At 73.2% G+C, this 24422-nt stretch carries 21 protein-coding genes; 11 read left to right on the forward strand and 10 right to left on the reverse strand.

Annotation, left to right across the window (positions count from 1 at the left end; all coding sequences use genetic code 11):
* Positions 1-19: 19 nt before the first annotated feature.
* From manA to BRM3_RS03170, 3 genes are all read right to left on the reverse strand, one after another.
* The gene (gene manA, locus BRM3_RS03160; RefSeq protein ID WP_263594653.1) at positions 20-1225 is read right to left on the reverse strand and encodes a mannose-6-phosphate isomerase, class I; all 1206 of its coding nucleotides are present in this window, start codon (positions 1223-1225) and stop codon (positions 20-22) included.
* 96 nt (positions 1226-1321) lie between these two features.
* The gene (locus tag BRM3_RS15025) at positions 1322-2074 is read right to left on the reverse strand and encodes a transglycosylase family protein (protein WP_318152437.1); all 753 of its coding nucleotides are present in this window, start codon (positions 2072-2074) and stop codon (positions 1322-1324) included.
* A 281-nt stretch (positions 2075-2355) separates the two neighbouring features.
* Positions 2356-4098, reverse strand: a complete 1743-nt coding sequence (locus tag BRM3_RS03170) for a pyruvate dehydrogenase (protein ID WP_263594654.1) — start codon at positions 4096-4098, stop codon at positions 2356-2358.
* 293 nt (positions 4099-4391) lie between these two features.
* Here BRM3_RS03170 and BRM3_RS03175 point away from each other — a divergent pair, with 293 nt between their 5' ends.
* The 5 genes from BRM3_RS03175 to BRM3_RS03195 all read left to right on the forward strand — a co-directional run bounded on the left by BRM3_RS03175 (position 4392) and on the right by BRM3_RS03195 (position 9736).
* Positions 4392-5447, forward strand: coding sequence for an efflux RND transporter periplasmic adaptor subunit (locus BRM3_RS03175; RefSeq protein ID WP_263594655.1), 1056 nt, complete (start codon positions 4392-4394; stop codon positions 5445-5447).
* A 74-nt stretch (positions 5448-5521) separates the two neighbouring features.
* The gene (locus BRM3_RS03180) at positions 5522-6325 is read left to right on the forward strand and encodes an ABC transporter ATP-binding protein (RefSeq protein WP_263595383.1); all 804 of its coding nucleotides are present in this window, start codon (positions 5522-5524) and stop codon (positions 6323-6325) included.
* The gene (locus BRM3_RS03185; RefSeq protein ID WP_263594656.1) at positions 6322-7524 is read left to right on the forward strand and encodes an ABC transporter permease; all 1203 of its coding nucleotides are present in this window, start codon (positions 6322-6324) and stop codon (positions 7522-7524) included. Before BRM3_RS03180 ends, BRM3_RS03185 begins: the two co-directional genes overlap by 4 nt.
* Positions 7525-7688: 164 nt before the next feature.
* Positions 7689-9161, forward strand: a complete 1473-nt coding sequence (locus BRM3_RS03190) for an MFS transporter (RefSeq protein ID WP_263594657.1) — start codon at positions 7689-7691, stop codon at positions 9159-9161.
* Positions 9158-9736 (forward strand): universal stress protein, encoded by a 579-nt coding sequence (locus BRM3_RS03195; RefSeq protein WP_263594658.1) that lies wholly within the window; start codon positions 9158-9160, stop codon positions 9734-9736. Before BRM3_RS03190 ends, BRM3_RS03195 begins: the two co-directional genes overlap by 4 nt.
* Before the next feature lie 13 nt (positions 9737-9749).
* Here the strand turns inward: BRM3_RS03195 and BRM3_RS03200 are convergent, their stop codons facing one another.
* Together BRM3_RS03200 and BRM3_RS03205 are read right to left on the reverse strand one after the other, a co-directional pair.
* Complete coding sequence (locus BRM3_RS03200; protein WP_263594659.1) at positions 9750-10703, reverse strand: CPBP family intramembrane glutamic endopeptidase; 954 nt, start codon at positions 10701-10703, stop codon at positions 9750-9752.
* A gap of 34 nt (positions 10704-10737) precedes the next feature.
* Positions 10738-11742 carry a class II glutamine amidotransferase gene (locus BRM3_RS03205; RefSeq protein ID WP_263594660.1) on the reverse strand — a complete coding sequence of 335 codons (1005 nt, stop codon included), beginning with the start codon at positions 11740-11742 and terminating at the stop codon, positions 10738-10740.
* A gap of 958 nt (positions 11743-12700) precedes the next feature.
* On the opposite strand from BRM3_RS03205, the gene BRM3_RS03210 reads away from it, so the two are divergent.
* Positions 12701-13306: a hypothetical protein gene (locus tag BRM3_RS03210; protein WP_263594661.1), complete on the forward strand. Its 606-nt coding sequence runs from the start codon at positions 12701-12703 to the stop codon at positions 13304-13306.
* Positions 13307-13808: 502 nt separating this feature from the next.
* The gene (locus BRM3_RS03215; protein ID WP_263594662.1) at positions 13809-15038 is read left to right on the forward strand and encodes a TVP38/TMEM64 family protein; all 1230 of its coding nucleotides are present in this window, start codon (positions 13809-13811) and stop codon (positions 15036-15038) included.
* On the opposite strand, the gene BRM3_RS03220 is transcribed toward BRM3_RS03215, so the two are convergent.
* The 5 genes from BRM3_RS03220 to BRM3_RS03240 form a co-directional block, all read right to left on the reverse strand.
* Entirely contained in the window at positions 15010-15828 is an 819-nt protein-coding gene (locus tag BRM3_RS03220) for a VOC family protein (RefSeq protein ID WP_263594663.1), read from the reverse strand. The two genes, BRM3_RS03215 and BRM3_RS03220, sit on opposite strands and share 29 nt — an antisense overlap.
* 143 nt (positions 15829-15971) lie before the next feature.
* Positions 15972-17129 carry a bifunctional glycosyltransferase family 2/GtrA family protein gene (locus BRM3_RS03225; protein ID WP_263594664.1) on the reverse strand — a complete coding sequence of 386 codons (1158 nt, stop codon included), beginning with the start codon at positions 17127-17129 and terminating at the stop codon, positions 15972-15974.
* Between the two features lie 5 nt (positions 17130-17134).
* The gene (locus BRM3_RS03230; protein WP_263594665.1) at positions 17135-18127 is read right to left on the reverse strand and encodes a phosphodiester glycosidase family protein; all 993 of its coding nucleotides are present in this window, start codon (positions 18125-18127) and stop codon (positions 17135-17137) included.
* Between the two features lie 73 nt (positions 18128-18200).
* Entirely contained in the window at positions 18201-18428 is a 228-nt protein-coding gene (locus tag BRM3_RS03235; RefSeq protein WP_263594666.1) for a hypothetical protein, read from the reverse strand.
* An 85-nt stretch (positions 18429-18513) separates the two neighbouring features.
* The gene (locus tag BRM3_RS03240; protein WP_263594667.1) at positions 18514-19959 is read right to left on the reverse strand and encodes an amidohydrolase family protein; all 1446 of its coding nucleotides are present in this window, start codon (positions 19957-19959) and stop codon (positions 18514-18516) included.
* 109 nt (positions 19960-20068) lie between these two features.
* Between BRM3_RS03240 and BRM3_RS03245 the strand changes: the two genes are divergently transcribed.
* The 4 genes from BRM3_RS03245 (at position 20069) to BRM3_RS03260 (ending at position 24257) form a co-directional block, all read left to right on the forward strand.
* The gene (locus tag BRM3_RS03245) at positions 20069-21046 is read left to right on the forward strand and encodes a squalene/phytoene synthase family protein (RefSeq protein WP_263594668.1); all 978 of its coding nucleotides are present in this window, start codon (positions 20069-20071) and stop codon (positions 21044-21046) included.
* A complete protein-coding gene (crtI, locus tag BRM3_RS03250) occupies positions 21043-22647 on the forward strand; it encodes a phytoene desaturase family protein (protein WP_263594669.1) in 1605 nt (534 codons plus the stop codon). Before BRM3_RS03245 ends, crtI begins: the two co-directional genes overlap by 4 nt.
* A 111-nt stretch (positions 22648-22758) precedes the next feature.
* A complete protein-coding gene (locus BRM3_RS03255; protein ID WP_263594670.1) occupies positions 22759-23811 on the forward strand; it encodes an NAD-dependent epimerase/dehydratase family protein in 1053 nt (350 codons plus the stop codon).
* 47 nt (positions 23812-23858) lie between these two features.
* A complete protein-coding gene (locus tag BRM3_RS03260; protein WP_263594671.1) occupies positions 23859-24257 on the forward strand; it encodes a VOC family protein in 399 nt (132 codons plus the stop codon).
* The last annotated feature ends 165 nt before the right edge of the window (positions 24258-24422 follow it).

A 24422-nucleotide genomic window follows, 5' to 3' on the forward strand; every position in this document is an offset into this window, starting at 1 on the left:
CTCGGTCACCGAACGCCGGTCAGGGAACGCTCGCCTGGACCAGGCGGCCGCTCCCCCCGACCCGCACGACCCCCGCGACGGCGGGCACGAACAGGGCGCGCCCGCGCTCGAGGGAGCGGCGGCCCATCGCCGACTCGACCGTCAGCTCGCCGTCGAGCGCGAGCAGGATGCGCGGACCGCTGCCAGGGATCGCGTGGTGCGGGGGCGTGCCCCCGGACCCGTCGGCGATCGTCGTCAGGGACAGCTCGAAGTCGTCGATCGGTGCGTAGTAGGCGACGGTCGCCGGGGTCAGCCGCTCGGCGGCGACGCGGAGCGGCGGGGCGGCGACGACCGAGACGCACTGCAGCACCTCGTCGGCGTCGACCCGCTTGGGGGACAGCCCCGCGCGCAGCACGTTGTCGCTCGCGGCCATGATCTCGACCGCGAGGCCCGAGAGGTAGGCGTGGATCGCGCCGGCGGGCACGAACATCGCCTCGCCCGGATGCAGGGTGACGGGGTTGAGCAGCAGCGCGGCCACGACGCCCGGGTCGCCGGGGAAGTGCTCGTGCAGGAGCCACACGGTGCGGTCGATGCGGGGGGACGGCGACTGCCCCCGCTCGTAGCGGGACGCGCACGCGGAGGCGACGCGCGCGACCGTCTCGGGGTCCGGCCGCATCGACGGCGAGACCAGGGTCCGGAAGGCGGCGCGCATGCCGTGCGCATGGGGGTGCTGGACCAGGAGCGCGTAGAGGCGGTCCGTCAGGTCGGTGCCGAGCCCGGCGAGGATCGCGGCGGCACGCCGCGGCGTGCGGAACCCGCACAGCGCCTCGAAGTGCTCGAGGGCGACGACGAGCTCCGGCTTGTGGTTGTCGTCGCGGTAGTTGCGCTGCGGCGAGTCGAGGGGGAGGCCGGCCGCGTTCTCGGCCGCGAAGGACTCCGCGGCATGCTCGCGCGAGGGATGCACCTGCAGGGAGAGCGGACGCTCGGGCGCGATCACCTTGAGCAGATAGGGCAGGTGGCCGTCGAAGGCACGCATGACCTCCTCGCCGAGCAGCCGCTGCGGCTCGGCCTCGATCGCCCGGTCGAGAGGGGCAGAGGTCTCGCGCAGGGTGGCGGGCGCGAGCGGATGCGCGCCGTACCAGACCTCCGCCCAGGGCGTCCCGTCGCTCGGTCTCCCGAGGAAGGAGGGCAGGGCGGCGGCGGAGCCCCAGGCGTAGTGCTGGACCGTGCCCTCGAGCTCCCACATGCCCGATTCTCCCTCCGTCGACGCGCCCTACATCGTAGGGGCAGGCGCCACGGGGAGAGCACGCGGGGGGCGACACCCCCGCCCGGACACCCTCGCTCAGCGGCGGTTGAGGTAGTCCTGCAGGACGCGCACGGTGGCGCGGTCGGTGCGGAAGCTCTTGGCGCCGTTGGTCGGGGCGCCGATCGCCTGCTGCAGCTTGCGCGTCGTCTCCCGCCCGATCACGCCGTCGGGGTTGGCGCCGACCTTGCGCTGCACGGCCTTGATGTCCGCCTTCGAGAGCGAGCCGTCGGCCGACACGCCCGCCCAGCTCTCGAGCGCACGGGTGGTCTTCGGGCCGAAGCGGCCGTCGACGACGAGCTTGGCGCTCGTGGGCGTGCTCGGGGCGGGGTTGGCCGGGGTCTTCGTGCCGGAGGAGCCGTAGCCGGGCTGCGCCGAGCGGTCGGCGTCGCCGGTCGTCTTGGTCAGGCCGGCCTTCTTCGAGCAGACGGGCCATGCCCCGGGACCCTGGGAGGCGAGCACACGGCGCGCCACGGCGATCTGCTGGTCCTTGCTCGCCTTGTCCGCCGTCGAGGCATAGGCCTGGCCGCCGAACTCGTTCCAGGTGGAGCGGCTGAACTGGAGGCCGCCGTAGTAGCCGTTGCCCGTGTTGACCGACCAGCGCCCGGAGGACTCGCACTGTGCGACCCGGTCCCACGTGGCCTCGTCGGCCTGCGCCGTCGCGCCCCCGGCGCCGACGATCGCGGTCGCCGCGATCGCGCCGCCCACGACGGCGGCCGCGCGCGGCGCCAGCCGGGAGCCCTTGAGCAGGACGGGAGCGCCCTCGGCGCGATGGGTGGGGGTGCGGGACATGGGGACCTCCGGGGCTCGTGATGGGGGAGGTGCGCCGCGCCCCGCCTGCGAAGGCGTGGGGACGGCACGACGCACCGCTAGCGCTCACGGTGCCAGCACTCCACCACCCCCACCAGACGATTTGACCGAGTCTTTACGCGACCTGGACCGTGTCGTGGCGCACGGACGCGCCCGTGACCTGGTACCAGGCCGCGGGCGCGTCCACGGAGTCCTTCGGCGGCGCCGGCGGGTGAGCCCCTTCCCCGTCCGCGTGGGGCGTTCCAGCGGCCCCCGGCGCCGTCTCAGCGGGGGATGTTGCGCACGTTCGCGGCGGCCATGTCGACCATCTTGCCGACGCCGCCGCCGAGCACGACCTTGGTGGCCGAGGTCGCGAAGCCACGGATCTGCTGGGAGGTGATCTTCGGGGGCATCGAGAGGGCGTCAGGGTCGGTCACGACGTCGATCAGCACCGGCCCCTTGCGGGACAGCGCGTGGCCCAGGTCCTTCTTGAGCCGCTTGGGATCGGTGATCCGCACCGACGGGATGCCCGCGCCCTCGGCGATCGCCGCGAAGTCCACGGAGGCATGGTCGGTCTCGTAGTCGGGGATGCCCTCGACGAGCATCTCGAGCTTGACCATGCCCAGGCTCGAGTTGTTGAACACGAGGATCTTGGTGTTCAGGTCGTGCAGGCGCACGGTCAGCAGCTCGCCCATCAGCATGCCCAGGCCGCCGTCGCCGGACATCGAGATCACCTGCCGGCCCGGGAACGCGGCCGAGGCGCCGATGGCCTGCGGGAGCGCGTTGGCCATCGTGCCGTGGTGGAAGGACCCGAACACGCGCCGCTTGCCGTTCGGGGTGATGTACCGGGCGCCCCACACGTTGCACATGCCCGTGTCGACGGTGAACACCGCGTCGTCGTCGGCCAGCTCGTCGAGCGTGCTCGCGACGAACTCGGGATGGATCGGCTTCATCCGCTCGACGTTCCTGGTGTACGCCGAGACCACGCCGGTGAGCGCCTTGTGGTGCTTCTTGAGCATGTCGTCGAGGTAGCGGCGGCTCTTCTTCGGGGTGATCTTCTCGAGCACGGCCTGGAGCGTGAGGGCCACGTCGCCGTGGACCGCGAGATCGAGGGGCACGCGACGTCCCAGCCGCGAGGCGTCCTCGTCGATCTGGACCACCGCGATGCCCTTCTCCGACGGCAGGAACTCGCTGTACGGGAAGTCGGTGCCGAGCAGGATCACGAGGTCCGCCCCGTGCATCGCCTCGTAGCAGGCGCCGTACCCGAGCAGGCCGCTCATGCCCACGTCGAAGGGGTTGTCGTACTGGATCCACTCCTTGCCGCCGAAGGCGTGGCCGATCGGCGCGTGGACCTGCTCGGCGAGGCGCAGGGTCTCCTCGCGGGCGCCGCGCACGCCCGCACCGGCGAACAGCATCACGCGGTTCGCGGCGTCGATCATCGAGGCGAGCTCGTCGACGGGCCCGGCGGCGGGAGCGACCGCGCCGAGGTCGGTCGCGAGATGCTTGGTGAGGGGCCCGGGGACCTCCTGGTCGGCGACGTCGCCGGGCAGCACGAGCACCGAGACGCCCTTCTTGGCGATCGCGGTCTGGGCGGCGACGTGCAGGAGCGTCGCGCCGTGCGGGCCGGAGTTGACCATCTCGCAGAACTGCGAGGCCTCCTGGAACAGCGCCTCGGGATGGGTCTCCTGGAAGAAGCCGGTGCCGATCTTGTCGCTCGGGATGTGCGACGCGATCGCGAGGACGGGTGCGCCGTCGCGGTTGGCGTCGTACAGGCCCTGGATCAGGTGGGTGTTGCCGGGGCCGCACGATCCGGCGCACACGGCCAGCCGGCCGGTCAGGCGCGCCTCGGCGCCCGCGGCGAACGCGGCCGCCTCCTCGTTGCGGACGTGGACCCACTCGATGCCCTTGGTCGTGCGCACGGCGTCGACGACCGGGTTGAGCGAGTCTCCGACGAGGCCGTAGATGCGCTCGACGCCCATGTCGCGGAGCTGGGTGACGAGGAGCTGGGCAAGGGTGATGCGTGCCATGGATGCCTCCTGGAGCAGGTTCGAGGACGGCGCCCGCCAGGCGGGGCGCCCGATGGATCCACCCTAACGAGGCCCCTGGCGAGGGTGAAGGCGCCCGAGAGCGAGCAGACATCGCCCCCGGTGTCCAGTCTTGCACGGGCCGCGCGCGCATCGTTGGATGCATGCCGCGTCGTCGGTCTCCGGGACGAATCCGGGGCCCGACGGCGCCGTCCGTCGGGCGGACTCCGTAGGCTTCGAGTCCTCACGGGCGGCGCAGGGTCGCGCTGCCCGGCTCACACGATGAGGGGAAGACGATGGAAGCGGTGCGCCGGTATGTGTTCCCTCTGATCTGGATGGTGATCCTGGCGGTCATCGCCGCAGCCCTCGCGAAGATGGCGTTCTTCTCGTCGTCCTCGGCCGACGACGGGCCCGGCGCCTCGCCCGCCGCCGAGGTCGACCAGTACGCCACCGTCGCCGTCGCCCGGGGCGACATCTCCTCCTCGATCGATCTGAGCGCGACGGTCACGCCCGACGACGGCACGCCGCTCAAGGCGAGCGACGCCGGGGAGATCTCGACGCTCTGGGTCCGCAACGGCGACCACGTGGTCGAGGGCGACAAGATCCTGCAGGTCCGGGTGCCCCGTGAGGAGGACCCTGTGCCTGCGGCGGCCGCCGATCCGGCGGGAGCGGACGCTGCGGCGGCCACGTCGACCGCCCCCGCCGAGGTCCGGTACCGGTACCTGACCCTCAAGGCCGGCAGCGACGGCACCATCCGCGACCTCGCGGTGCTCAAGGGGCAGACCCTCGCGATCGGCGACCCGGTCGCGACCATCTCGCCCGGCACCTACGCGATCGTCGCGGACCTGACCCCCGAGCAGCAGCTGCGGCTGCTCGACCAGCAGATCACCGCGACGGCCGCGCTGCCCGACGCCGCCGATCCGGTGCCGTGCCAGGCCCCGGCGATCGAGGAGGACGACCCCTCCCAGGACGACGCGAGCACGGCCTCCCAGCCCGTCATGGACCCCTACACGGGCGAGGTCTCGACGCCCCAGGAGTCCCAGGCGGCGTTGCGCTGCCCGGTGCCGGACGGGACCAAGATCGTGCCCGGGCTGTCGGTGACCGTCACGGTCGATCTCGGCACCGCCTCCGGCGTGCTGACGGTCCCGATCACGGCCGTCGAGGGCGACGGCACGGCCGGCACGGTGTACGTCCTGGACGAGGAGACGGGCGAGCCGACGGCGCAGAAGGTGACCCTGGGCAAGCGAAGCGAGGATACCGTCGAGGTCACCGAGGGCGTCGAGGAGGGCACGCAGGTGCTGCAGTACGTGCCCGGCGTCGACTCCGACGATCCCAACATGGGGGTCTGGTGAGCACCGCGGCCCCGCCGGGCGCGGAGCCGCCCACCGTGACGCTCGAGCCGACGCCCGCCGAGGGCCGGTCCGACGTGCCGCCGCTGCTCGAGCTGCGGGGCCTGACCCGGTCGGTGCGCCTGCCCGACCGGCGCAGCCTCGACATCCTGCGCGGCATCGACCTCGTCGTGCGCTCCGGCGAGCACGTGTCCGTCGTCGGCCGCTCGGGCTCGGGCAAGACCACGCTGCTGAACCTGCTGGGCCTCATCGACCGCCCGACGTCGGGATCCCTCCTGTTCGACGGGCTCGACGTGACACGGCTGTCCGACCGGCGCCGGGCGCACCTGCGGGGCGCCTCCGTGGGCTTCGTGTTCCAGCAGTTCAACCTGCTCGACGGACGCACCGCCCTCGAGAACGTCATGATGCCGATGCTGTACGGCACGGCCCGGCAGTTCTGGCGGCGTGAGCGCACCGCACGCGAGATGCTCGACCGGGTGGGCCTGGCCGACCGCGCCCGCTCGACCCCCAACCGCCTCTCCGGCGGCGAGCAGCAGCGCGTGGCCGTGGCCCGCGCGCTCGTGCGCCGACCTCGACTGATCCTCGCCGACGAGCCGACGGGGGCTCTCGACGTCACGACCGGGGAGGCCGTCATGGCGCTGCTCGACCAGATCGCGCGCGACTCGGGCGCCGCCCTCGTGACCATCACGCACGACCTGCAGGTCGCCGCCCTCTCGGACCGCTCCTACCTGCTGGACGAGGGCACCCTGCACGCCGTCGACACCGACTCCGCGCGGTCGGCGCTCGCCGGCACGGGCGGCATCCGCACCGGACGCGAGGCCGTGCGAACCGCCTCCCCGAGCACGGGCTCGCCCGCGAGCGCGCCGGGAGGTGGCGCATGACCGGCCTGATCGCCTCGATCGTCGAGGCCTACGGCGAGCTGCGCGTCAACAAGGGGCGCATCCTGCTGTCCCTCATCGGCGTCGCGTTCTCCGTCTTCGCGCTCACCGCCGTCCTGAGCGGAGGCGGCATGCTGCAGCAGGCCATCCAGCAGTCGACGGAGCGGTTCAACGGACGATCCGCGACGATCGAGGTCGACGCCTCCGCCGCGTCACCGGACACCGACCAGGCGACGCTCGACCGCACCGTGCTCGAGCAGTTCGACCAGCTCGGCATCACCGAGCGCACCCGTGAGCTGAGCGGCCAGCTGCGCCTGCAGACCGGGTCCGGGGTCGTGTTCGCGGGATGGCGCGGCGTGGACCCCGCCTGGGGCGAGATGCACCGCACCGACGTGGTCGCCGGACGCTGGTTCGCCGACTCCGACCAGGCACGGCTGGCTCCCGCCCTCGTGGTCGACCAGACGATGTACGACATGCTCGGGCGTCCCGCCCTCGGCTCCGAGACCGTCGACGTCGTCGGGGAGGGCGGCGTGACGCTGCCCTCCGTCGTCATCGGCGTGGTGCCCGCCCAGGACTCCTCGGGCATGTACCCCGCGCTCTTCTCGACCGCCGAGGCCGCCACGGCCTTCCCGGCCGGGAGCGGGGCGGACGGCACCATGACCACCTACTTCGCGTGGGTGCCCCCGGAGCAGGCGGACGCGGTCGTCTCCGAGCTCAACAGCCGGCTGGCGAACACCCCCGCCGGCGCCTTCAGCTCCTATCGGTCGGACTACAACGACGAGCTCAAGGTCTTCTCCTACATCCGCTGGGCGATCATCGGCGTGGCCCTCGTGATCCTGGTGCTCGGCGCGATGGGCCTGGTCAACATCGCCCTCGTGACCATCCGCTACCGGGTCCGGGAGATCGGGATCCGCCGCTCCTACGGGGCGACCGGGATGCGCGTGTTCGTCGGCGTGCTCATGGAGTCGGTGGTCGCGACCGTGATCGCCGGCGTCGTGGGCGTGACCGCGGCGGTCGCGCTCGTCAAGGCGCCCTTCGTGACCGACTTCTTCCACGCCGCCGGGCTCGTGGACATCCCGCCGTTCCCCACCACCGCGGTCCTGATCGGCCTGCTCGCCGCCACGATCGTGGGCGTCCTCGCGGGGGCCCTGCCCGCCCTCATCGCGACCCGCATCAAGGTGATCGACGCGATCCGCAGCTGATCCGCAGCCGATCCGCGGACCGCATGGTCGGCCCCTGGCCGCAGGCGCCCCACCGGGAGTAGGGTGCCTGCCGCACGTGACCCAGCGCACAGGCCGACCACGCCGCCCCTCCTCCTCCACGGCGCGCGCCGACCGATGGCACCCCGCATCGGACAGGAGACCCCATGAGCAGCGCGTGGGCGAGTAGGACCATGAGCACCAAGGCGGTGCGCAGCCTGATCCCGGCTCGCATGGACCGGCTCCCCTGGGCCCGGTTCCACACCATGGTGATCGTCGGCCTCGGGGCTGCCTGGATCCTCGACGGGCTCGAGGCCCAGATCGTCGCCGCCAACGGCTTCGCCCAGGACCTCGACATGACGACGCCGGAGATCACGGCGTCGGCCACCGTCTATCTCGTGGGGCAGGTCCTCGGCGCGCTCGTCTTCGGGCGCCTCACCGACCGCATCGGCCGCAAGAAGCTGTTCGCGGTCACCCTCATCGTGTACCTGGTCGGGTCGGGGCTGGCCGGGGCGTCGTTCTCGATGTGGTTCTTCTACGCGTGCCGCTTCATCGCGGGCGCCGGCATCGGCGGCGAGTACAGCGCGATCAACTCCGCGATCGACGAGCTCATCCCCGCCAAGTACCGCGGGCGGGTGGACCTCGCCGTCAACGGCACCTACTGGGGCGGCGTCATGCTCGGCGCGATCGCGACGATCTTCCTGCTCGACGGCTCGCTCGTCGACGAGCACTGGGGCTGGCGCATCGGCTTCTTCATCGGCCCCGTCCTCGGCATCGCCCTGATCCTGCTGCGCGAGCACATCCCGGAGTCCCCGCGCTGGATGCTCACGCACGGCCACGGCGACCAGGCCGAGGAGATCATCGCGGGCATCGAGGACGACGTGCGCTCGACGGGCCACGAGCTCGCCGAGGTCGACGACGCGCGCGCCATCACCGTCAAGCCCGAGGAGAAGCTGCCGTTCTCGAAGGTCGCGCACGTCTTCTTCCGCGTCTACCCCACGCGCACGATCCTGGGCGTCACGCTCATGGTCACCCAGTCGTTCCTGTTCAACGCCATCTTCTTCACGTACGAGATCGTGCTGGGCCAGTTCTACGACGTCCCCAAGGCCTCCGTCGGGATGTACATGATCCCGTTCGCGGCGGGCAACCTGCTGGGGCCCCTGCTGCTGGGCCACTTCTTCGACACGATCGGGCGTCGCAAGATGATCTTCGCGACCTACTCGATCGCCGCGGTCGTGCTGACCGTCTCGGCGTTCCTGTTCCAGGCCGACGTGCTCACCGCGACGACGCACACCATCTTCTGGTGCGTCGCGTTCTTCTTCGCGAGCGCGGGCGCCTCCTCGGCCTACCTGACCGTCTCGGAGATCTTCCCGCTCGAGGTGCGCGGGCAGGCGATCAGCTACTTCTTCTCGATCGCCCAGATCTCCGGCGCGATCGCGCCGCTCATCTACGGCCTGCTGATCGGCGACGCGTCCTCGCGCACCCCGCTCATGTGGGGCTACCTCGGCGGCAGCGTGATCATGCTGGCGGGCGGCATCGTCGCCCTCGTACTCGGCGTCAACGCCGAGGGCAAGGGCCTCGAGGACGTCGCCGACCCGCTGTCCAAGCAGAACGCCGAGGAGGAGGGGGCGGTCGCATGAACGACGACGCGACAGGACGCGACGCATCGGAGGGGCCGATGCACGGGGAGCGCGGGGTGGCGGGCGCCGGCGTGCCCACGACGACGGGACGCCCCCATGGTTTCGTCGTCGTGGGCGTGAGCGGCAGCTCGGGCTCCCCGGTCGCGCTGCGATGGGCGCTCGACGCCGCCCGCCTGCGCGGCCTGCGCCTGGTGGCGGTGCGCGCCTACAAGGTGCCCTCCACCGCGGCGGGCTCCGTGCGCCCCACGCCGTCCCGCGTCGCGGACGCCCCGGCGGTCCTGGAGGGCGCGGCGCGCGACGAGCTCGAGGCGCACGTCCGCTCGGCCCTCGGCGCCGACGCGACGGAGGTCGAGCTGCGGGCGGTACGCGGCGGACGGCGCCGCGTGCTGCTCGCCGCGAGCGCGGGAGCCGCGATGCTCGTGGTCGACGCGCCCCGGGCGCGGGAGCTGTCGGGCGATCCGGCCTTCGCGCGGAGCCTGATCTACCGAGCGCCGTGCCCCGTCGTCGTCATGCCGCCGCACGTGGCGAGGACCGACCCTGCCGCCTGGGTCGAGGGGGCGCGCACGGCGAGGTAGGCCGGGCGGCGCGTCAGACGCGCGCGAGGCGCGGCGCGGGGGCGTCGGCCGGGCGGGTCACGGCCTGTGTCGAGCCCGTGCGCTCGCGGTGGTCGGTGAGGGTGCCGAGCACGAGGGCGGTCGCGACGATCGCGATCACGGTGACCGGGCCCTGCGGGGCCACCGGGCCGCCGAAGAGCGCGGCGAGAGAGGTCATGCCGACCACGGCGAGGTGCAGCAGGATCGGCAGCTCCATCCCCCCTGTCTTCCACGCCACGTACCCGCACGCCAGGCCGAGCACGGCCGCGCCGAGGAGCGCCTGGGCGGAGTAGCCGCGCCCGATCAGGGCGAAGGGCACGGGGATCACGATCGCCCACGCCGGATGGCGCAGCCAGGTGCCGACGGCCTGCTGGCCGAGCCCGCGGAAGGCGACCTCCTCCCCCGCCGCCTGCAGCGGGGCGAGCACGACGAGCAGCACGATCACGGCGACGATGCGACCGGCGGAGAGGCCGGGGGCGAGGTGCGCGTCGCCGAGCATCAGCGGCAGGGCCGCGACGAGCGCGAAGACGAGCAGGACGATCGACGCGGTGCCGCGCAACAGGGACCAGCGGAAGCGTCCGGCCACCGACCACAGCAGGTCGAGCGGGCGCCAGCCGCCCAGCCGCACGCCCACGAGGGCGGAGGGCAGGGCGATCGCCGCGAAGCCGCACTGGAGGAACACGTCGAGCGGGCTCGTCGGATCGCCGAGGAGTCGTCCGATGGAGAGGTCCGCCCCGGCCAGACCGAGGACGACGACCGTGCCCACGAGCAGCAGCGACGCGAAGATCGTGTAGGCGACGAGGGCGACCGCGACGGCGAGCAGGGGGCGCCACCAGCGGGACCACTCGGGGCGGAGCGTGGCGAGGCGATGGTAGGCGGTGCCGTGGGTCGGCGCCTCGCCTGCACCGGCGTCGGGACGGAGGGGTTCGGGGTGCCGGGGTGCGCTCATGACGCGGTCAGTCTAGTGGCGCGGCGGGAGCGGATCAGGCGGCCTCGCGCTCGCTGGCGCCCTGCAGCGCGGTGCGGCGCTCGGCGCGTTCCTTCGCCGCGGCGTCATGGGCCTGGGAGGCCGCGGCCGAGAGCCCCAGGTCCTCGATCCGCAGCGGGTGGGCGAGCTCTCCGAAGGGCGCCTCGGAGGTGAGATGACCGTCGGGGTCGACGTGCACGAGCTCGCCGGGGTCGAGGAGGCGCCAGCCCTCGTCGTCGTCCATCGGCTCGCTCGCGATGACCACGGAGTGCACGTCGCGCAGGTCGTCGGAGTGCGCCCGCATGGTCTCGGACTCCTGCTCGAGCGCCGCGTCCGCCCCCTGGCCGGCGTCGCGGTCGAGCACCCACAGCTCGTTGGTCGCGGGAAGACGCACGGCATAGAGATGATGGTCGCGGGCGACGAGCAGGTTCACCGAGTACACGGGCACATGGCGGGCGATCCAGCCGAGCGCGGCGACCAGGCCGTCGTGCAGGGCGCGGTCCCGGGCCTCGGCCTCGGCGTCGTGCTCGCCGGGACCGGCCGGCTCGTGGGCCACGCGCCGCAGTCCCCGAGCGGTCTCGCGCTGGGCGACCTCGCCGGCGATGAGAGCGGCCATCCACTCGCTGTCGGTCGAACCCTGGACGAGGTGACCCGCGCCGAGGGACCGCACCCGCTCCCGCAGCTCGTCCGTCACCTGCAGCACCCCGTTGTGGGCCGTGATGATGCCGTCCATGAGGAACGGGTGGGTGTTCTCGCGCTCGGAGCCGGTGCCGCTGGACAGGCGGATGTGGGCGATCATCGTGCGGGCCGTGAGCGACGTCGCGGCGCGCTCGAACCGGTCCGACGAGTACGCGGCGACCGGGCGCTTGGCGACCGTGGCCGCGCCTTCCTCGTCGATCCATCCGATCCCGGTCCCGTCGGCGTTGTAGCGGGACTGATCCCGCAGGCTGTGCGGCGCATCGAGCAGCCAGAAGCGTGCGGTGACGGGCGAGTCGGCGGAGAGGGCGAAGAGGCGGCACATGACGGAGGCCACCGTACTCCCCCGTCGTCTCACATGCTATGAGCGCGGTCTCACCACGTGGGCGGGTGGGGAGGGCATGGGCCAGAGCCCATGCGGCCTCGGCCTCATCGACAGGCACGTTCCTGTCGCGTGCGCTCTCCCTACCGACGGGAACGTGGCGCTCGAGCACGCATGGCGACGGATTCGTGCGCGTCGCGTGCACACAGGGCGCAGCCGCCGGCGGGTGGCATCGACACGCGCGTTCGCGTCGCTCTCAGAGGCCATACCACCGAGAACGTGCACGTCGATCTCTGCTTCCGACGGGTTCGTGCATCTGGATCAGCCCCTCGCCCCGACGCGGCGACGGGAACCTCGCGCGAGCAGCCGCGTGCCCTGCCTCGGGAGTTCCGGGCAGGCCCTGCCGCACGGGCCCTTCGACGGCGCGTTCAGGCATGTCTCTCGCACATGCTCGACGGCACCGGCGCGAACGTCCCTCTCGGGCAGGGGGCTCTGCCGCCCTCGGCACGCGACGAGGCGCGCTCGGCCGCAGACTTTCCCGGCGCGAGTTGTGGAGGAGTCGCCGATGACGGCGTTGACCTGCGGATTGTGGAGCGCGCATCGTCGACGGACCGCGCCCTGCCACTCTCATCCCATGACGCGTCCCGCCGCCGAGCTGCCGCCTCCCCTCCGGGCGGGCGCCTTCAGTGCCCAGGAGCTCCGACGACATGGCGTGTCCGTCGAGCGCGCTCGACGCCGGGACATCCGTCGTCTGGGACGCGGCATCTACGTGCATGCCGCCGCGACACCCACCGAGGAGGACGTCATCGCGGCGTACTGTCGGGCGGACTCGCATGCCGCCGCCTGTGGGTTCTCGGCTGCTCGGCTATGGAGGCTCCCCCTGCCAGCCCCCTTCGACACGTGGGTTCCGGGGCAGCGGGTCGAGATGGCGGGCTCCTCGCATCGGCGGACGACGGAGTCCGTGTCCTGGAGGCACCTCGAGCTGTCGAAGGCGGACCTGGTCACCGGCGTACGCCTCCGCGCCACGTCACCGGCTCGGACCCTGCTGGACATCGCTCCCCTGCTCGCGCACGACGATCTGGTCGCGGTCGGCGACGCGCTCGTCCGCTCCCCGCGCCTCGCCTTCGAGGGCCGGAGCGAGCCGTGGGCCACGATCCCCTCCCTGACCGAGGCGGCCGCCTCGTTCCGCGGACGCGGCGCGAGGGCTGTGCGGGAGGCGCTCGCCGACGTGCGGATGAGTGCGGACTTCCGCCCCGAGACGTTCCTGCGGCTCGCGAGCGTGCGCGCGGGGCTTCCCGAGCCGCTCGCGAACGCCGAGATCCGGGTCGACGGGATCTCGCTGGGCACGCCCGATCTGCAGTGGCCCGAGCTCCACGTGTGCGGTGAGCACGAGGGCCCCCGGCATCGCACCCCGGAGCAGCAGGAGCGCGACATCCGTCGGGCAGAGCTGCGTCGACGCCACGGCTGGGTCGAGGTCCTGACGACGGCCGTCGACCTCCGCGACGGGTGCACGCGCGCGGTGCGCCGCTACCGCGAGGAGCTGGTGCGACGGGGGTGGGAGCCGTGAGCCGCGCAGGGACGGGACGCCCCACCTCGGTCGTGGGCCGACAGGCGGAGAGCAGGCGGGGGGAGAGAGAGAACAGGCGCCAGGGGGGAGCAGGCGGCGGGGAGGAGAGCAGCCGACAGGGGGAAGCAGGCGCCGACCCCTATCGGGGGAGTCCATCGCCCTCTCTCTCTTCTCTCTCCCCCCGGGGGGGGCGAGCTGGCTGTGGACGTCGCATCGAGGATCACGATTCTGTCGGTATCTGCAGCCACAACGCCCGAAATGTGCACCTCGATTCACGGTTTCGACGACAACGTGCCACTCGCCCCCCCGCCGCGTACTCGGGCGGGACGCGCTGAGCTCTTGTCGGCGTCCTCGCCCTCGTGATCAGCGCAGGGCCGCGGAGCGGATCGGCCCGGGCGGATCGCGCTCAGCTCTTGTCGGCGTCCTCGCCCTCGTGATCAGCGCAGGGCCGCGGAGCGGATCGGCCCGGGCGGATCATGCGGTCCGGGGGACAATTGTCGCGATGAACCACACCGACCGGCCCGATCCCGCCGCCTCCGCGGGCCCCGTCCCCGCGGACCGGAACCTCCCCGACGCCTCCTCCCCTGCGCCGTCCGCCTCGTCGAACGCCCCCTCGTCGAGCGCGACGATCTCGACGTCGCCCACCCCGTCAGGCGCCACGGACGCCACGATCTCGATGTCGCCCACCCCGTCAGATGCCACGGACGCCACGATCTCGGCGTCGCCCACCCCGTCAGACGCCACGGACGCCACGATCTCGACGCCGTCCGCCACGGACACCACGGTCTCGACGCCTTCGCGCACCTCGGGCGCCTCCTCCGCTCCCGACCTCCACCCGGCCCCCGCGCGTCACTCCGCCGCCTCAGGCAACCACGACGACGCGCTCACCCTCGACGCGCCGCTGAACCCCGACGTGCCCGTCGATCCCGACGCCCGCCCGTCGACCGGCACGCCCTTCGACGACGGGGCCGACGAGGACGACGCGACCGACGAGGCCACGCCGCCTCGACGCGCCGGCGTCCCGTGGGGCTCGATCCTGCGCAACGCCTCGCTCGTGCTCGTCGTGCTCGGGATGCTCTGGCTCGCGCTCAACGTGCGCCTGCCGGACCTCTCGACCCTCGACGAGCGGATCGAGGGCTATGGCTGGGCGGGTGTCTTCGTGTTCATCGCGCTCTATGCGGTCGTCGCCCTGACCCCGATCCCCATCACGATCATGGCGGTCGCGGGCGGCATGGCCTTCGGGGTGCTCCTGGGCACGCCGCTGTCGCTGATCGGCGTGACGCTCGGCAGCTGGGGCGCCTACGGGGCGGCCCGCGGGCTGGGTCAGAAGACGGTCCTCAAGATGCTCGGCGGCCACGCCCACGTGGTCGAGTCCCAGCTGGTCGGAGGCGGTTTCTACGCCGTCTGCACGCTCCGCCTCGCCCCGGGCATCCCCTACTGGCCCGTCAACTACGGGGCGGGCGCGTTCGGCGTGCCGCACCGGGACTTCCTCGCCGCGACGATCCTCGCCTCGGCGCCCGGCCAGCTCTCGCTCGTCGCGATCGGGGCGTTCATCGCGGATCCGGGGTGGATCAACGGCTCGGTCGTCGTGATCTCGTGGATCGTCGTGCTCGTGCTGTCGGTGCTCGCCTTCCGGCGCTGGCGTCGCGACACCCGCTCCGCGGCCCCGGACGCCGGCGCGGCGACGCCCCGTCGCCGCGGTCTCAGGCGCTCCGTCTCGAAGACTGGATGACCTGGAACGAGGCCCCCTCCGGGTCGGCGACCGTGGCGAGGTAGCCGAAGGGGCTGTCCTGGGGCCCGTCGAGCACACGACCGCCGAGCTCGACGACGCGGGCGACCGTCGCGTCGGTGTCCTCGACCTCGAGGTACAGGCGCCAGAAGCCCGGGGCGCCGGCCGGCAGGAACGCGGAGGCGTCGCACAGCCCCGCCGTGGCCGCCTGGCCCTCCCCGTTCGTGGCGTACCAGAACCCGCTCCCGGACGACCCGCGCATGACCGCGATCTGCCAGCCCAGGGCGTCGCGGTAGAACTGCTCGGCCACGAGCGCGTCCCCGCTCATGCACTCGAACCAGACGGGCGCCCCCGCGCCGCCGGCCGTGTCGAAGCCGGCGAAGGGGGCGGCCTGCCAGATCCCGAACGGCGTGCCCACCGCGTCGGCCACGAAGGCCATGCGGCCGACGTCCGGCACGTCGACGGGACCGAAGACGAGGCTCCCGCCGGCGTCGGCGATCGCGGCGGAGGTGCGCTCGACGTCGTCCGTCGCGAGGTAGACGGTCCAGGCCGACGGCGCCTCGTCCGCGGGCAGCGGCGTGCCGTCGGCGTCCATGGCGAGCATGAGGCCGGCCACCGGACGTCCGTCGACGGAGGCCCGCTGATAGTGGTGGGTCTCCGGCCCCGCGTCCTCGAAGGTCCAGCCGAACAGATCGCCGTAGAACGACTGGGCGCTCTCGAGGTCGTGGCAGCTGAGATCCATCCAGGTGGGTGCGCCGAGAGGGCGCGGGGCGATCGTGTCGGTGTGGTTCATGGCGACTCCTGTGGTCGGGTCGGTGCCCCGTGGCTCCCCTCTTCGCGGCACGGCCGCGCCCCCCCCCCCCGGGAGCGACGGGCGGATGGGGACAGCGTAGGGACTGCGGGATCGCTCGCCCAGGGAGGTCCGCCGATCGGGGCTCAGGGGCGGCGGAAGACGAGGACCTTCTGCACGACGAAGCTGAGCGAGAACAGCAGCAGGTCGGCGGCGATCTTGGCGGGCACGGCCGCGAGGCCGAGCGCCATCAGGGCGTCCACGAGCAGGATGCCGCCGCCGAGCACCGCGCCCGCGAGCAGCGCGTAACGCAGGGCTGCCCGTCCCAGAGGCGCGGCCAGGCCGCCCCGGAAGACGACCCAGCGGTTCATCGAGAAGTTCCCCGCCGAGCTCACGAGGCGCGCGATCGCGAGGGCGGGCGCGACGGGCAGGCCGATCGCGGTCAGCATCCAGAAGATCCCGGTGTCGACCGTGAAGGCCGCGAGCGAGGACGCGGCGAAGGCGAGCACGGGGCCGAGCACCCGCAGCGAGTCCCGGACGGGCCGGAAGTGGCTCGAGGCGTTGTCGTCCTCGTAGACCGTGCTGATCGGGACCTGATGCAGCCCGATGCCGTCGCGCGCCGCGCGCACGAGCATCGTGTACTCGTACTCGTAGCGATCGCCGGGCAGGGTCCGCGCCCACGTCAGGTGCCGCGCCGGGATGCCCCGCAGCCCTGTCTGGGTGTCGCCGAGGGAGACGCCCGCCGCGGCACGGAAGGCGAGCGAGCTGAGGGCGTTGCCGAAGCGGCTGCGCAGGGGCACCTCGCCGTCGAAGGCGCGCACGCCGAGCACGATCGGGGCGCGGTCCGCGGAGCCGCTGCGGCCGAGCTCCTCGCGGAGGCGCCGGATGTCGACGAGGGTGTGCTGGCCGTCGGCGTCGGCCGTGACGACGTCCGACCCGGGGAAGCAGCGCTGGGCCGCGGCGAACGCCTCGCGCAGGGCCGTGCCCTTGCCGCGGTTGTGAGCACAGCGCAGCACGCGGGCGCCCGCGAGCTCGCAGCGGTCGAAGACGACGTCGAAGCGCGGGCCCGAGCCGTCGTCGACCACGATCACGTCGATGCCCTCGGCGGCGAGGTCTCCCACGAGCCTCACCAGCTCGGGGCCGGGCTCGAGCGCGGGGATCGCGACCACGGCGCCGGGGCCGCGAGGGGCGGTCCCGTCGCTCGTCGGGGCGGGGGCCAGGACGGCGCGAGGGCTGTCGGCCTGCGTGAGCGGCGGGGTCAGCGGCCTCGCACGGCCGGGCAGGGGTGCCGGAGCTGCGGTCATCGCGCTCACCCGGCCACGTACAGGATGTCGGAGGTGCCGCGCTCGCCGCCGTTCGAGGGCTGGTTGACGATGTCGCCGTCGAAGATCATGACCGAGGAGCCGCCGCCGTCGAGGTTGTAGCCGCCCGTGCAGCCCAGGGAGAGCAGGATCTGGCCGAGCTCGGGGAGCGTGGCCCCGGCCGAGTAACCCTCCGACCGGCCGTCGACCACGAGGAACACGAGGTGGTTGTCGTCGATCACGCCCACCGCGGTGCGGGGCTGCTTGCCCTGGATGGAGTGGTTGCCGATGTTGGTGTCGATCTCGACGTCCTCGACCCCGTCGGGCACCGCGCCGTCCACGAGCACCGCCGGCCCGAAGCTGAGGGTGTTCCAGACCCCCGCGGCGAGGAGCGTGTCCGCGTCGGTCGTCGTCTCGTCGTAGATCCTGATCGAGCCGTCGCGGTAGAACGCCATCCCGGTGCGCGCCGGCTCGTCCCGGTAGGAGACCCCGTTGCGGATCTCGATGCCGGTGTCGCGGAAGCCGTAGTAGTCGCCGTTGATGGCGAGCACCGCATCGTGCGCGGCCGCCATCGCCGACGGCTTCTCGATGATCGACTGGCCGAACTCGTCGTTCGCGAAGGCGGAGCGGATCACGGTCGCGTCGGTGACCTGGATGTCGGCCGCGTACCAGGCCAGGGCCTCGGAGCCCGAGCCGGTCGCGGTCGAGGTGAGCGTGATCGTGGTGGTCGAGGACGTGTACCCGGTGGCCGAGTAGGCGCCGTCGGTCGAGCTGACCGTGCTGACGCCGGCGGCGGTCTCGGCGACGCCCACGTCCGCGACCTCGACCTTGTCGCGCACGTACCGGTCGTACGCCCAGGCGCCGGTGCCGCCGGTCGCGGCGAGGAGCCCGACGCCGCCGCCGAGCAGGACCCGGCGGGTCACACGGCGGGATCGGGGGCGTGGGCCCTTGCCGTCGGTCGGCGGTGGGGCGATGTCGGTGTCGGGGTGCTCGTTGTGCATGGCACGAGGCTCGGGCCCGTACTTGTGCGGGGCACCCCGGTGGGGCTGTGCAGGTGCTGTGCGGCGGGCCGCGTCAGCGCCGGGGCGCTCCCCCGCGTCCGAACGCCTTGGGGCCGAACATCGAGAGCATGACCACGAGGTCCACGACGGCGACGCCGACCAGGATCCACCGCACCGGGGGCTGAAGCAGGAACAGCCCCATCGCAGCGATCAGGATCGCCGCGATCACGGCGGCCACCACGACCAGCTGCGCGGCGCGCTGCTCGGGCGGGCGGGGTGCGGGCGGCGGGGAGAGCGTCATGCGGCCACCCTAGTCAGCGCCTGCGCGAGGCGGGCCGGCAGGGCAGCCCGCGCCCTGCCGGCTCTCCGCCGCGCGCCGGGCCCCGTCACCGGGCGCACGGGGCGGCCTCGAGCCGGGCGAGCACCTCGTCGAGGTCCTCGCGCGAGCGGTGCACGCCGTCGCGCACCACCCCGGCGATGCCGTGCAGGGCCCGATGGTCGGCCACGGGGTTCTCCTCGAGGAGCACGAGGTCGGCCTCGAAGCCGAGCTCGACCCGGCCCGCGACGTCCTGGCGCCCGAAGAAGCGTGCCGCGTCGAGCGTGGCCATCTGCAGGATCCGCAGCGGGGAGACCCCGGAGCCGGCGAGCAGGTCGAACTCGTCGTGGATCGCGAGGCCCGGGATCACCCAGCCGGCCCCGTCGGCGTCGGTGCCCACCAGCATCGGCACCCCCGCCTCCGCGAACACGCGGGTGAGGCGGCGCTTGGCCTCCCAGTCCTCCGCGAGCGCGTCCTGGGTGGCGCCGGGCAGCTCGGCGAGGGTCGCCGAGGCGTCCTTCCAGGCCGCGAGCTCCTCAGGGTGGACGTACTTCGCGCGCGGATCGTCCAGATGGACGGGCTGGTCGCCGAAGTTCTGGGTGTGCAGACGGATGAGGGTCGGGCAGTTCCAGGTCTCGTGCTCGACGAACAGCGCCGCGAGCTCCTGGGCCTTGCGCTCGTCGTAGGTGCGGCCGGCCAGCTCGTACGCCGCCGCGACCTGCGCGCTCGTGCTCTTGGACGGGTTGACGACCATCTTCAGCAGGGACTTCTCGAAGGCCTTGGACAGGAACCGAAGCGGCGGCAGCGGGGGCAGCGACCGGCTCATGGCCCGCACCTGCTCCTCGCGCCGCGAGCTCGCCGCCACGAGCGCCGTGCGCGGCCCCAGATGCTCGATGCAGCGCAGCCCCTCGCGGGCCGCCTCCCGGGGGTCGAGATCCTCCGGCAGATGGCCCGCCATCGGGATCCCGGCCTCGTTCGCCGCGCGGAGGGCGGCCATGAACGTGCGGGCGGAGGTGAAGGCGGCCTTGATGAAATCGGCGCCGTGCTCGGCCTCGTGCCGCACCGTGCGGGCCGCTGCGCTCGCGGTGCCGGCGTTCAAGGGGGTGAGCAGCTCCCCCGGGAGGGCCAGCAGGCGGGGCGCGCCCGGAGGCTCGCGCAGGGTGCCGGCCGCACGGCGCTCGAGGAGCTCGTCGCTCCCGGACATCTGGCGGTAGCCCGCGACGCCCGCGGCGAGCATGAGGGCGTAGGCGCCGTCGACCTCGTCGGGGTGGTTGAGCGGATGGGCGTGGGCGTCGACGAAGGCGGGGATCACGCAGCGCCCCGCGGCGTCGACCACCGCGACGTCCGGGCCGTGGCCCTCGGGCGCATGGGCGGAGATCGACGCGATCGTGCCCCCGTCCAGACGGATGTCCTGGTGAGGGGTGCTCGTCCCCCTCTCCACGTCGATCACGGTGACGTCGGCGAGGACCGTCGGTCCCTCTCGGGCGGGTGTCGTGACAGAGGCGGAATCAGGCATATGGGCAGGCTACGTGAGGAATCTCGCCCGTGGTCGACAATCGGCGCCGACCCTCGACCGGCCGGTCGGAGGCCGCCGTCCGGGCAGGGCGCCGTGGTGTACTGGCCGGATGGAGCCACGACGCCGCGTCGGCCTACGCCGACCCGCGAGGACCGCGCTGGACGACTACGACCGGGCTGCCGAGGCCGCCGCGGCGACCGTGATCGCCCGGTACTCGACCTCCTTCGGCCTCGCGACCCGGCTGCTGCACGGCGTGGTCCGTCGACGCACCCGGTCCGTGTACGCCCTCGTGCGGGTGGCCGACGAGATCGTCGACGGCGCCGCCGCCGGTGCCGGGCTCGGCCCGGACGTGATCGCGCAGCGCCTCGACGACTACGAGCGCGAGACGGAGACGGCGCTCGCCACCGGCTTCAGCACCGATCTCGTGGTCCACGCCTTCGCGACCGCGGCCCGCGCGACGGGCATCGGCACCGACCTCACCCGGCCCTTCTTCGCCGCGATGCGCGCCGACCTCGCGATCTCCGCGCACACCGAGGACACCTTCGAGCGCTACGTCTACGGCTCCGCGGAGGTGGTCGGGCTGATGTGCCTGCGGGTCTTCATGACGGATGCGGCGGAGACACCGGTCGAGCCGCCGCCGCACCTCGTGACCGGCGCCCGGCGGCTCGGGGCCGCCTTCCAGAAGGTCAACTTCCTGCGGGATCTCGCGGCCGACGTCGGCGAGCGCGGCCGCGCCTACTTCCCCGGCGTCGACCCCGTGCAGCTGGACGACGCCGACCGCGACCGGCTGCTCGCGGACATCGACGCCGATCTCGCGGCGGCCCGCGCGGTGATCGACGAGCTGCCGGGCTCGAGCCGCCTCGCCGTGCTCTCGGCCCACGACCTGTTCGCCGAGCTCTCCCGGTGCCTGGCCCGCGTCCCCGCGAGCACGCTGCTGACGACGCGGGTTCGCGTGCCCGATGCTCGCAAGGCGCTCGTCGTGGCCCGCGCGGCCGCCGTCGAGCGGCGCGGCCGCGGAGCCCGGCCGCGGACCGGGGACGAGGCTCGTCGTGCGTCGGGCTCCGGCGGCGCGGGGACCGGGCCGTGAGCCGGGTCGTCGTGATCGGCGGCGGTGTCGCGGGGCTCGCGACCGCCGCGCTCCTGGCCCGCGACCGCCACACCGTGACGCTCGTCGAGCGCCGCGACGTGCTCGGCGGGCGGGCCGGCACGTGGGAGCGCGACGGCTTCACCTTCGACACGGGGCCGTCGTGGTACCTCATGCCCGAGTGCTTCGAGCACTTCTTCGGCCTGCTCGGCACCCGGGTCGAGGACCACCTGGACCTCGTCGACCTCGACCCGGCCTACCGCGTGTTCGGAGAGGCGTACGAGACGCCGCTCGACGTGGTGTCGGGGCGGGACCGGGTCCGGGCGCTGTTCGAGAGCGTCGAGCCGGGCGCAGGAGAGGCCATCGGCCGGTATCTCGACTCGGCGCGCGAGGCCTACGAGCTGGCCGTCGGCTCGTTCCTCTACACGACCTTCTCGCGCGTCCCGGCGCGCACCCTCGCGCACGTGCTCCCCCGCGCGGCCACCCTGAGCCGCCTGCTGCTGGAGTCGCTGCACGCGCGCGCCGCCCGCACCGTCGCCGACACCCGGCTGCGGCAGATCCTCGGCTACCCCGCCGTCTTCCTCGCGGCGACACCGCGGACCACGCCGAGCCTGTATCACCTCATGAGCGCGATGGACCTCGAGGACGGCGTGCGCTACCCGCTCGGCGGGTTCACGCGGCTCGTGCAGGCGCTCGAGCGTCTCGCGCGCGAGGCCGGCGTCGAGATCCGCACCGGGGACGAGGTCACCGCGATCCGCACCGCGCGGCGACCGGGCCGCCGCGCCCTCGCCACGGGCGTCACGCTGCGCACGGGGGAGGACGGCGGACGGCTCGAGCAGCTCGACGCGGAGGTGGTCGTGTCCACCGCGGACCTCCACCACACCGAGACCGCCCTGCTGCCCGCCGAGCTGCGCACCTACCCCGCTGCGACCTGGCGCCGCCGCACCTCCGGGCCGGGGGCGGTGCTCGCCCTGCTGGGCGTCGAGGGGCGTCTGCCCGAGCTGACCCACCACAACCTGTTCTTCACCGAGGACTGGGACGCGAACTTCGCCCAGGTGTTCGCCGAGCGCCCGACGGTGCCCGATCCCGCGAGCCTCTATGTGTGCAAGCCCTCGGCGACGGATCCGTCGATCGCACCGTCGGGCACCGAGAACCTGTTCGTCCTGATCCCCGTCTCCCCTGACGCCGAGGACGGCGAGAGCATCGGACGCGGAGGCGTCGACAGGCACGGCGAGGCGCGCGTCGAGGCCGCCGCCGATGCCGCGATCGCCCAGATCGCCGGCTGGGCGGGCATCCCCGACCTCGCCGAGCGGGTGCGCGTGCGCCGCACCATCGGCCCGGGCGACTTCGCCGCGGACTTCCACTCGTGGCGGGGCAACGCCCTGGGGCCCGGGCACACGCTGCGCCAGTCGGCCTTCCTGCGCGGCTCGAACGCGAGCCGTAAGGTCGCCGGGCTGCTCTATGCCGGAGCGACCACCGTGCCCGGTGTCGGGCTGCCGATGTGCCTGATCAGCGCGGAGAACGTGCTCAAGCGGATGCGCGGGGACACGAGCGACGGGCCCCTGCCCGAGGACGCCCTGGGGACGAGTCGCCCGATCAGATGAACGAGGTGGCAGACCCGACCGATCGGTCCCGCAGTGCCGACGGACGACACCCTGCCTCTAGCGTGGCTGGCACATCGACCCGATGCGCCCACCCCGCCACGAGGAGTTCTCATGCATATCGTGATCATCGGAGCCACCGGCAACGTCGGGACCGCGCTGCTACGCCGCCTGCACGCGGCCGACGAGGTGACCTCCATCGCGGGAGTGTCGCGCAACGGCCCTGACCGCACCGGTGAGCCGTACGAGAACGTGCGTTGGCATCGCCTCGACATCGGAGAGGCCGCCTCCGCCCCCGCGCTCGTCGAGGCGATGCGCGGTGCCGACGCGGTCGTCCACCTCGCCTGGGTGATCCGCCCCAACCGCGACAATGTCGCCCTGCGCCGCATCAATGTCAACGGCTCCCGGCGTGTGTTCGAGGCCGCTGCCGCGGCAGGCGTCCCCCACCTCGTGTACGCCTCGAGCGTGGGCGCCTACGGTCGACCCGATCGCGTCGCGCCCGGGCCGGGTCCCCAGGATGAGTCGTTCCCGACCTGCGGTGCCCCGGCATCCCACTACGGCCGCCAGAAGGCCGAGGTCGAGGCGATCCTGGACGAGGTTTCGACGTCCCACCCCGAGATGCTCGTGACACGCCTGCGACCCGGCCTCATCTTCCAGGAGGAGGCCGGGCCCGAGATCCGGGACTACTTCCTCGGGGCGCTGGCTCCGCGCTCACTCCTGAGGGCGGTCGCCCGCATGCGCGTTCCCCTCGTGCCCTGGCCTCGCGGCGTCGTGACCCAGGCGGTCCACACCGACGACGTCGCCGACGCGTACTGGCGCGTGATCCAGCAGCACGCGGGCGGGGCGTTCAACGTCGCCGCCGACCCGCCGCTGGGCCCGGACACCCTCGGGACCGTGCTCGGAGCCCGCCGTTGGCTCCCGGTGCCCGTCCCTCTCGTGCGCGCCCTCGTGTCCGCCGCCTATCGGCTGCGGCTCGAACCGACCGATCCGGGCTGGGTCGACATGGCCGTCCTCACGCCCGTCATGTCCACCGAGCGGATCCGCGCCGTCGTGGGCTGGGAGCCGAGCCGCTCCACGCACGAGGCCCTGCGCGCCGTGATCGACCACCTCGGGGACACCGGCGGGCTGGGGAACTCCCGGCACCGGTCCCGCAGCCCTCTGCGCTGACGTCACACACCGCACCGACAGGCGCCAGCGCCGTCTACGCTGCGGGCATGTCCGGCCCCCTCCACCACATCGAGCTGTGGACCCACGATCTCTCGATCGCGCCCTCCTTCGACTGGCTCCTCGGCGAGCTGGGCTGGGAGACGCGCCACGACCCCGAGTGGCCCGAGGGTCGCACCTGGCACCACCCTGCGGGCGTGTATCTCGTGCTCGAGCAGTCCCCGGCCGTCATCGACACCGACCACGATCGGATGCGGCCGGGCCTGAACCACCTCGCGCTCACGGCACCTGACCGTGCCGCCCTCGATCGTCTGCGCGCCGACGCCGCCGCGCACGGCTGGTCCGAGCTGTTCGAGGACCGCTACCCCCACGCGGGCGGCCCCGACCACGCCGCGCTGTTCGTCGAGAACGCGCAGGGCTTCGAGCTGGAGATCATCACAACCGCGTGACCCGGCGGCGCCGTCCCAACTCATCGTCGTCGCACCTCATCGTCGTCGCACCTCATACAGCCGCGACAGGCCCGTCATAGGCGATGCACAGCCGGGCTCGGGAACGTTGTCCCGCGAGCCGCCCGGAGCTGCCGGGCGCCGGGTCCCCTCCCTCGGGCCCGCGCC

The sequence above is a fragment of the Brachybacterium huguangmaarense genome, from assembly GCF_025725725.1.
In the GTDB taxonomy this organism is placed as follows: Bacteria; Actinomycetota; Actinomycetes; order Actinomycetales; family Dermabacteraceae; genus Brachybacterium; species Brachybacterium huguangmaarense.

Excerpts from the sequence above, each read along its gene's own strand:
- manA (WP_263594653.1), bottom strand. The coding sequence starts at position 1,225 with ATGTGGGAGCTCGAGGGCACGGTCCAGCACTACGCCTGGGGCTCCGCC.
- BRM3_RS15025 (WP_318152437.1), bottom strand. The coding sequence starts at position 2,074 with ATGTCCCGCACCCCCACCCATCGCGCCGAGGGCGCTCCCGTCCTGCTC.
- BRM3_RS03170 (WP_263594654.1), bottom strand. The coding sequence starts at position 4,098 with ATGGCACGCATCACCCTTGCCCAGCTCCTCGTCACCCAGCTCCGCGAC.
- BRM3_RS03175 (WP_263594655.1), top strand. The coding sequence starts at position 4,392 with ATGGAAGCGGTGCGCCGGTATGTGTTCCCTCTGATCTGGATGGTGATC.
- BRM3_RS03185 (WP_263594656.1), top strand. The coding sequence starts at position 6,322 with ATGACCGGCCTGATCGCCTCGATCGTCGAGGCCTACGGCGAGCTGCGC.
- BRM3_RS03190 (WP_263594657.1), top strand. The coding sequence starts at position 7,689 with ATGAGCAGCGCGTGGGCGAGTAGGACCATGAGCACCAAGGCGGTGCGC.
- BRM3_RS03195 (WP_263594658.1), top strand. The coding sequence starts at position 9,158 with ATGAACGACGACGCGACAGGACGCGACGCATCGGAGGGGCCGATGCAC.
- BRM3_RS03200 (WP_263594659.1), bottom strand. The coding sequence starts at position 10,703 with ATGAGCGCACCCCGGCACCCCGAACCCCTCCGTCCCGACGCCGGTGCA.
- BRM3_RS03205 (WP_263594660.1), bottom strand. The coding sequence starts at position 11,742 with ATGTGCCGCCTCTTCGCCCTCTCCGCCGACTCGCCCGTCACCGCACGC.
- BRM3_RS03215 (WP_263594662.1), top strand. The coding sequence starts at position 13,809 with ATGAACCACACCGACCGGCCCGATCCCGCCGCCTCCGCGGGCCCCGTC.
- BRM3_RS03220 (WP_263594663.1), bottom strand. The coding sequence starts at position 15,828 with ATGAACCACACCGACACGATCGCCCCGCGCCCTCTCGGCGCACCCACC.
- BRM3_RS03225 (WP_263594664.1), bottom strand. The coding sequence starts at position 17,129 with ATGACCGCAGCTCCGGCACCCCTGCCCGGCCGTGCGAGGCCGCTGACC.
- BRM3_RS03230 (WP_263594665.1), bottom strand. The coding sequence starts at position 18,127 with ATGCACAACGAGCACCCCGACACCGACATCGCCCCACCGCCGACCGAC.
- BRM3_RS03235 (WP_263594666.1), bottom strand. The coding sequence starts at position 18,428 with ATGACGCTCTCCCCGCCGCCCGCACCCCGCCCGCCCGAGCAGCGCGCC.
- BRM3_RS03240 (WP_263594667.1), bottom strand. The coding sequence starts at position 19,959 with ATGCCTGATTCCGCCTCTGTCACGACACCCGCCCGAGAGGGACCGACG.
- BRM3_RS03245 (WP_263594668.1), top strand. The coding sequence starts at position 20,069 with ATGGAGCCACGACGCCGCGTCGGCCTACGCCGACCCGCGAGGACCGCG.
- BRM3_RS03255 (WP_263594670.1), top strand. The coding sequence starts at position 22,759 with ATGCATATCGTGATCATCGGAGCCACCGGCAACGTCGGGACCGCGCTG.
- BRM3_RS03260 (WP_263594671.1), top strand. The coding sequence starts at position 23,859 with ATGTCCGGCCCCCTCCACCACATCGAGCTGTGGACCCACGATCTCTCG.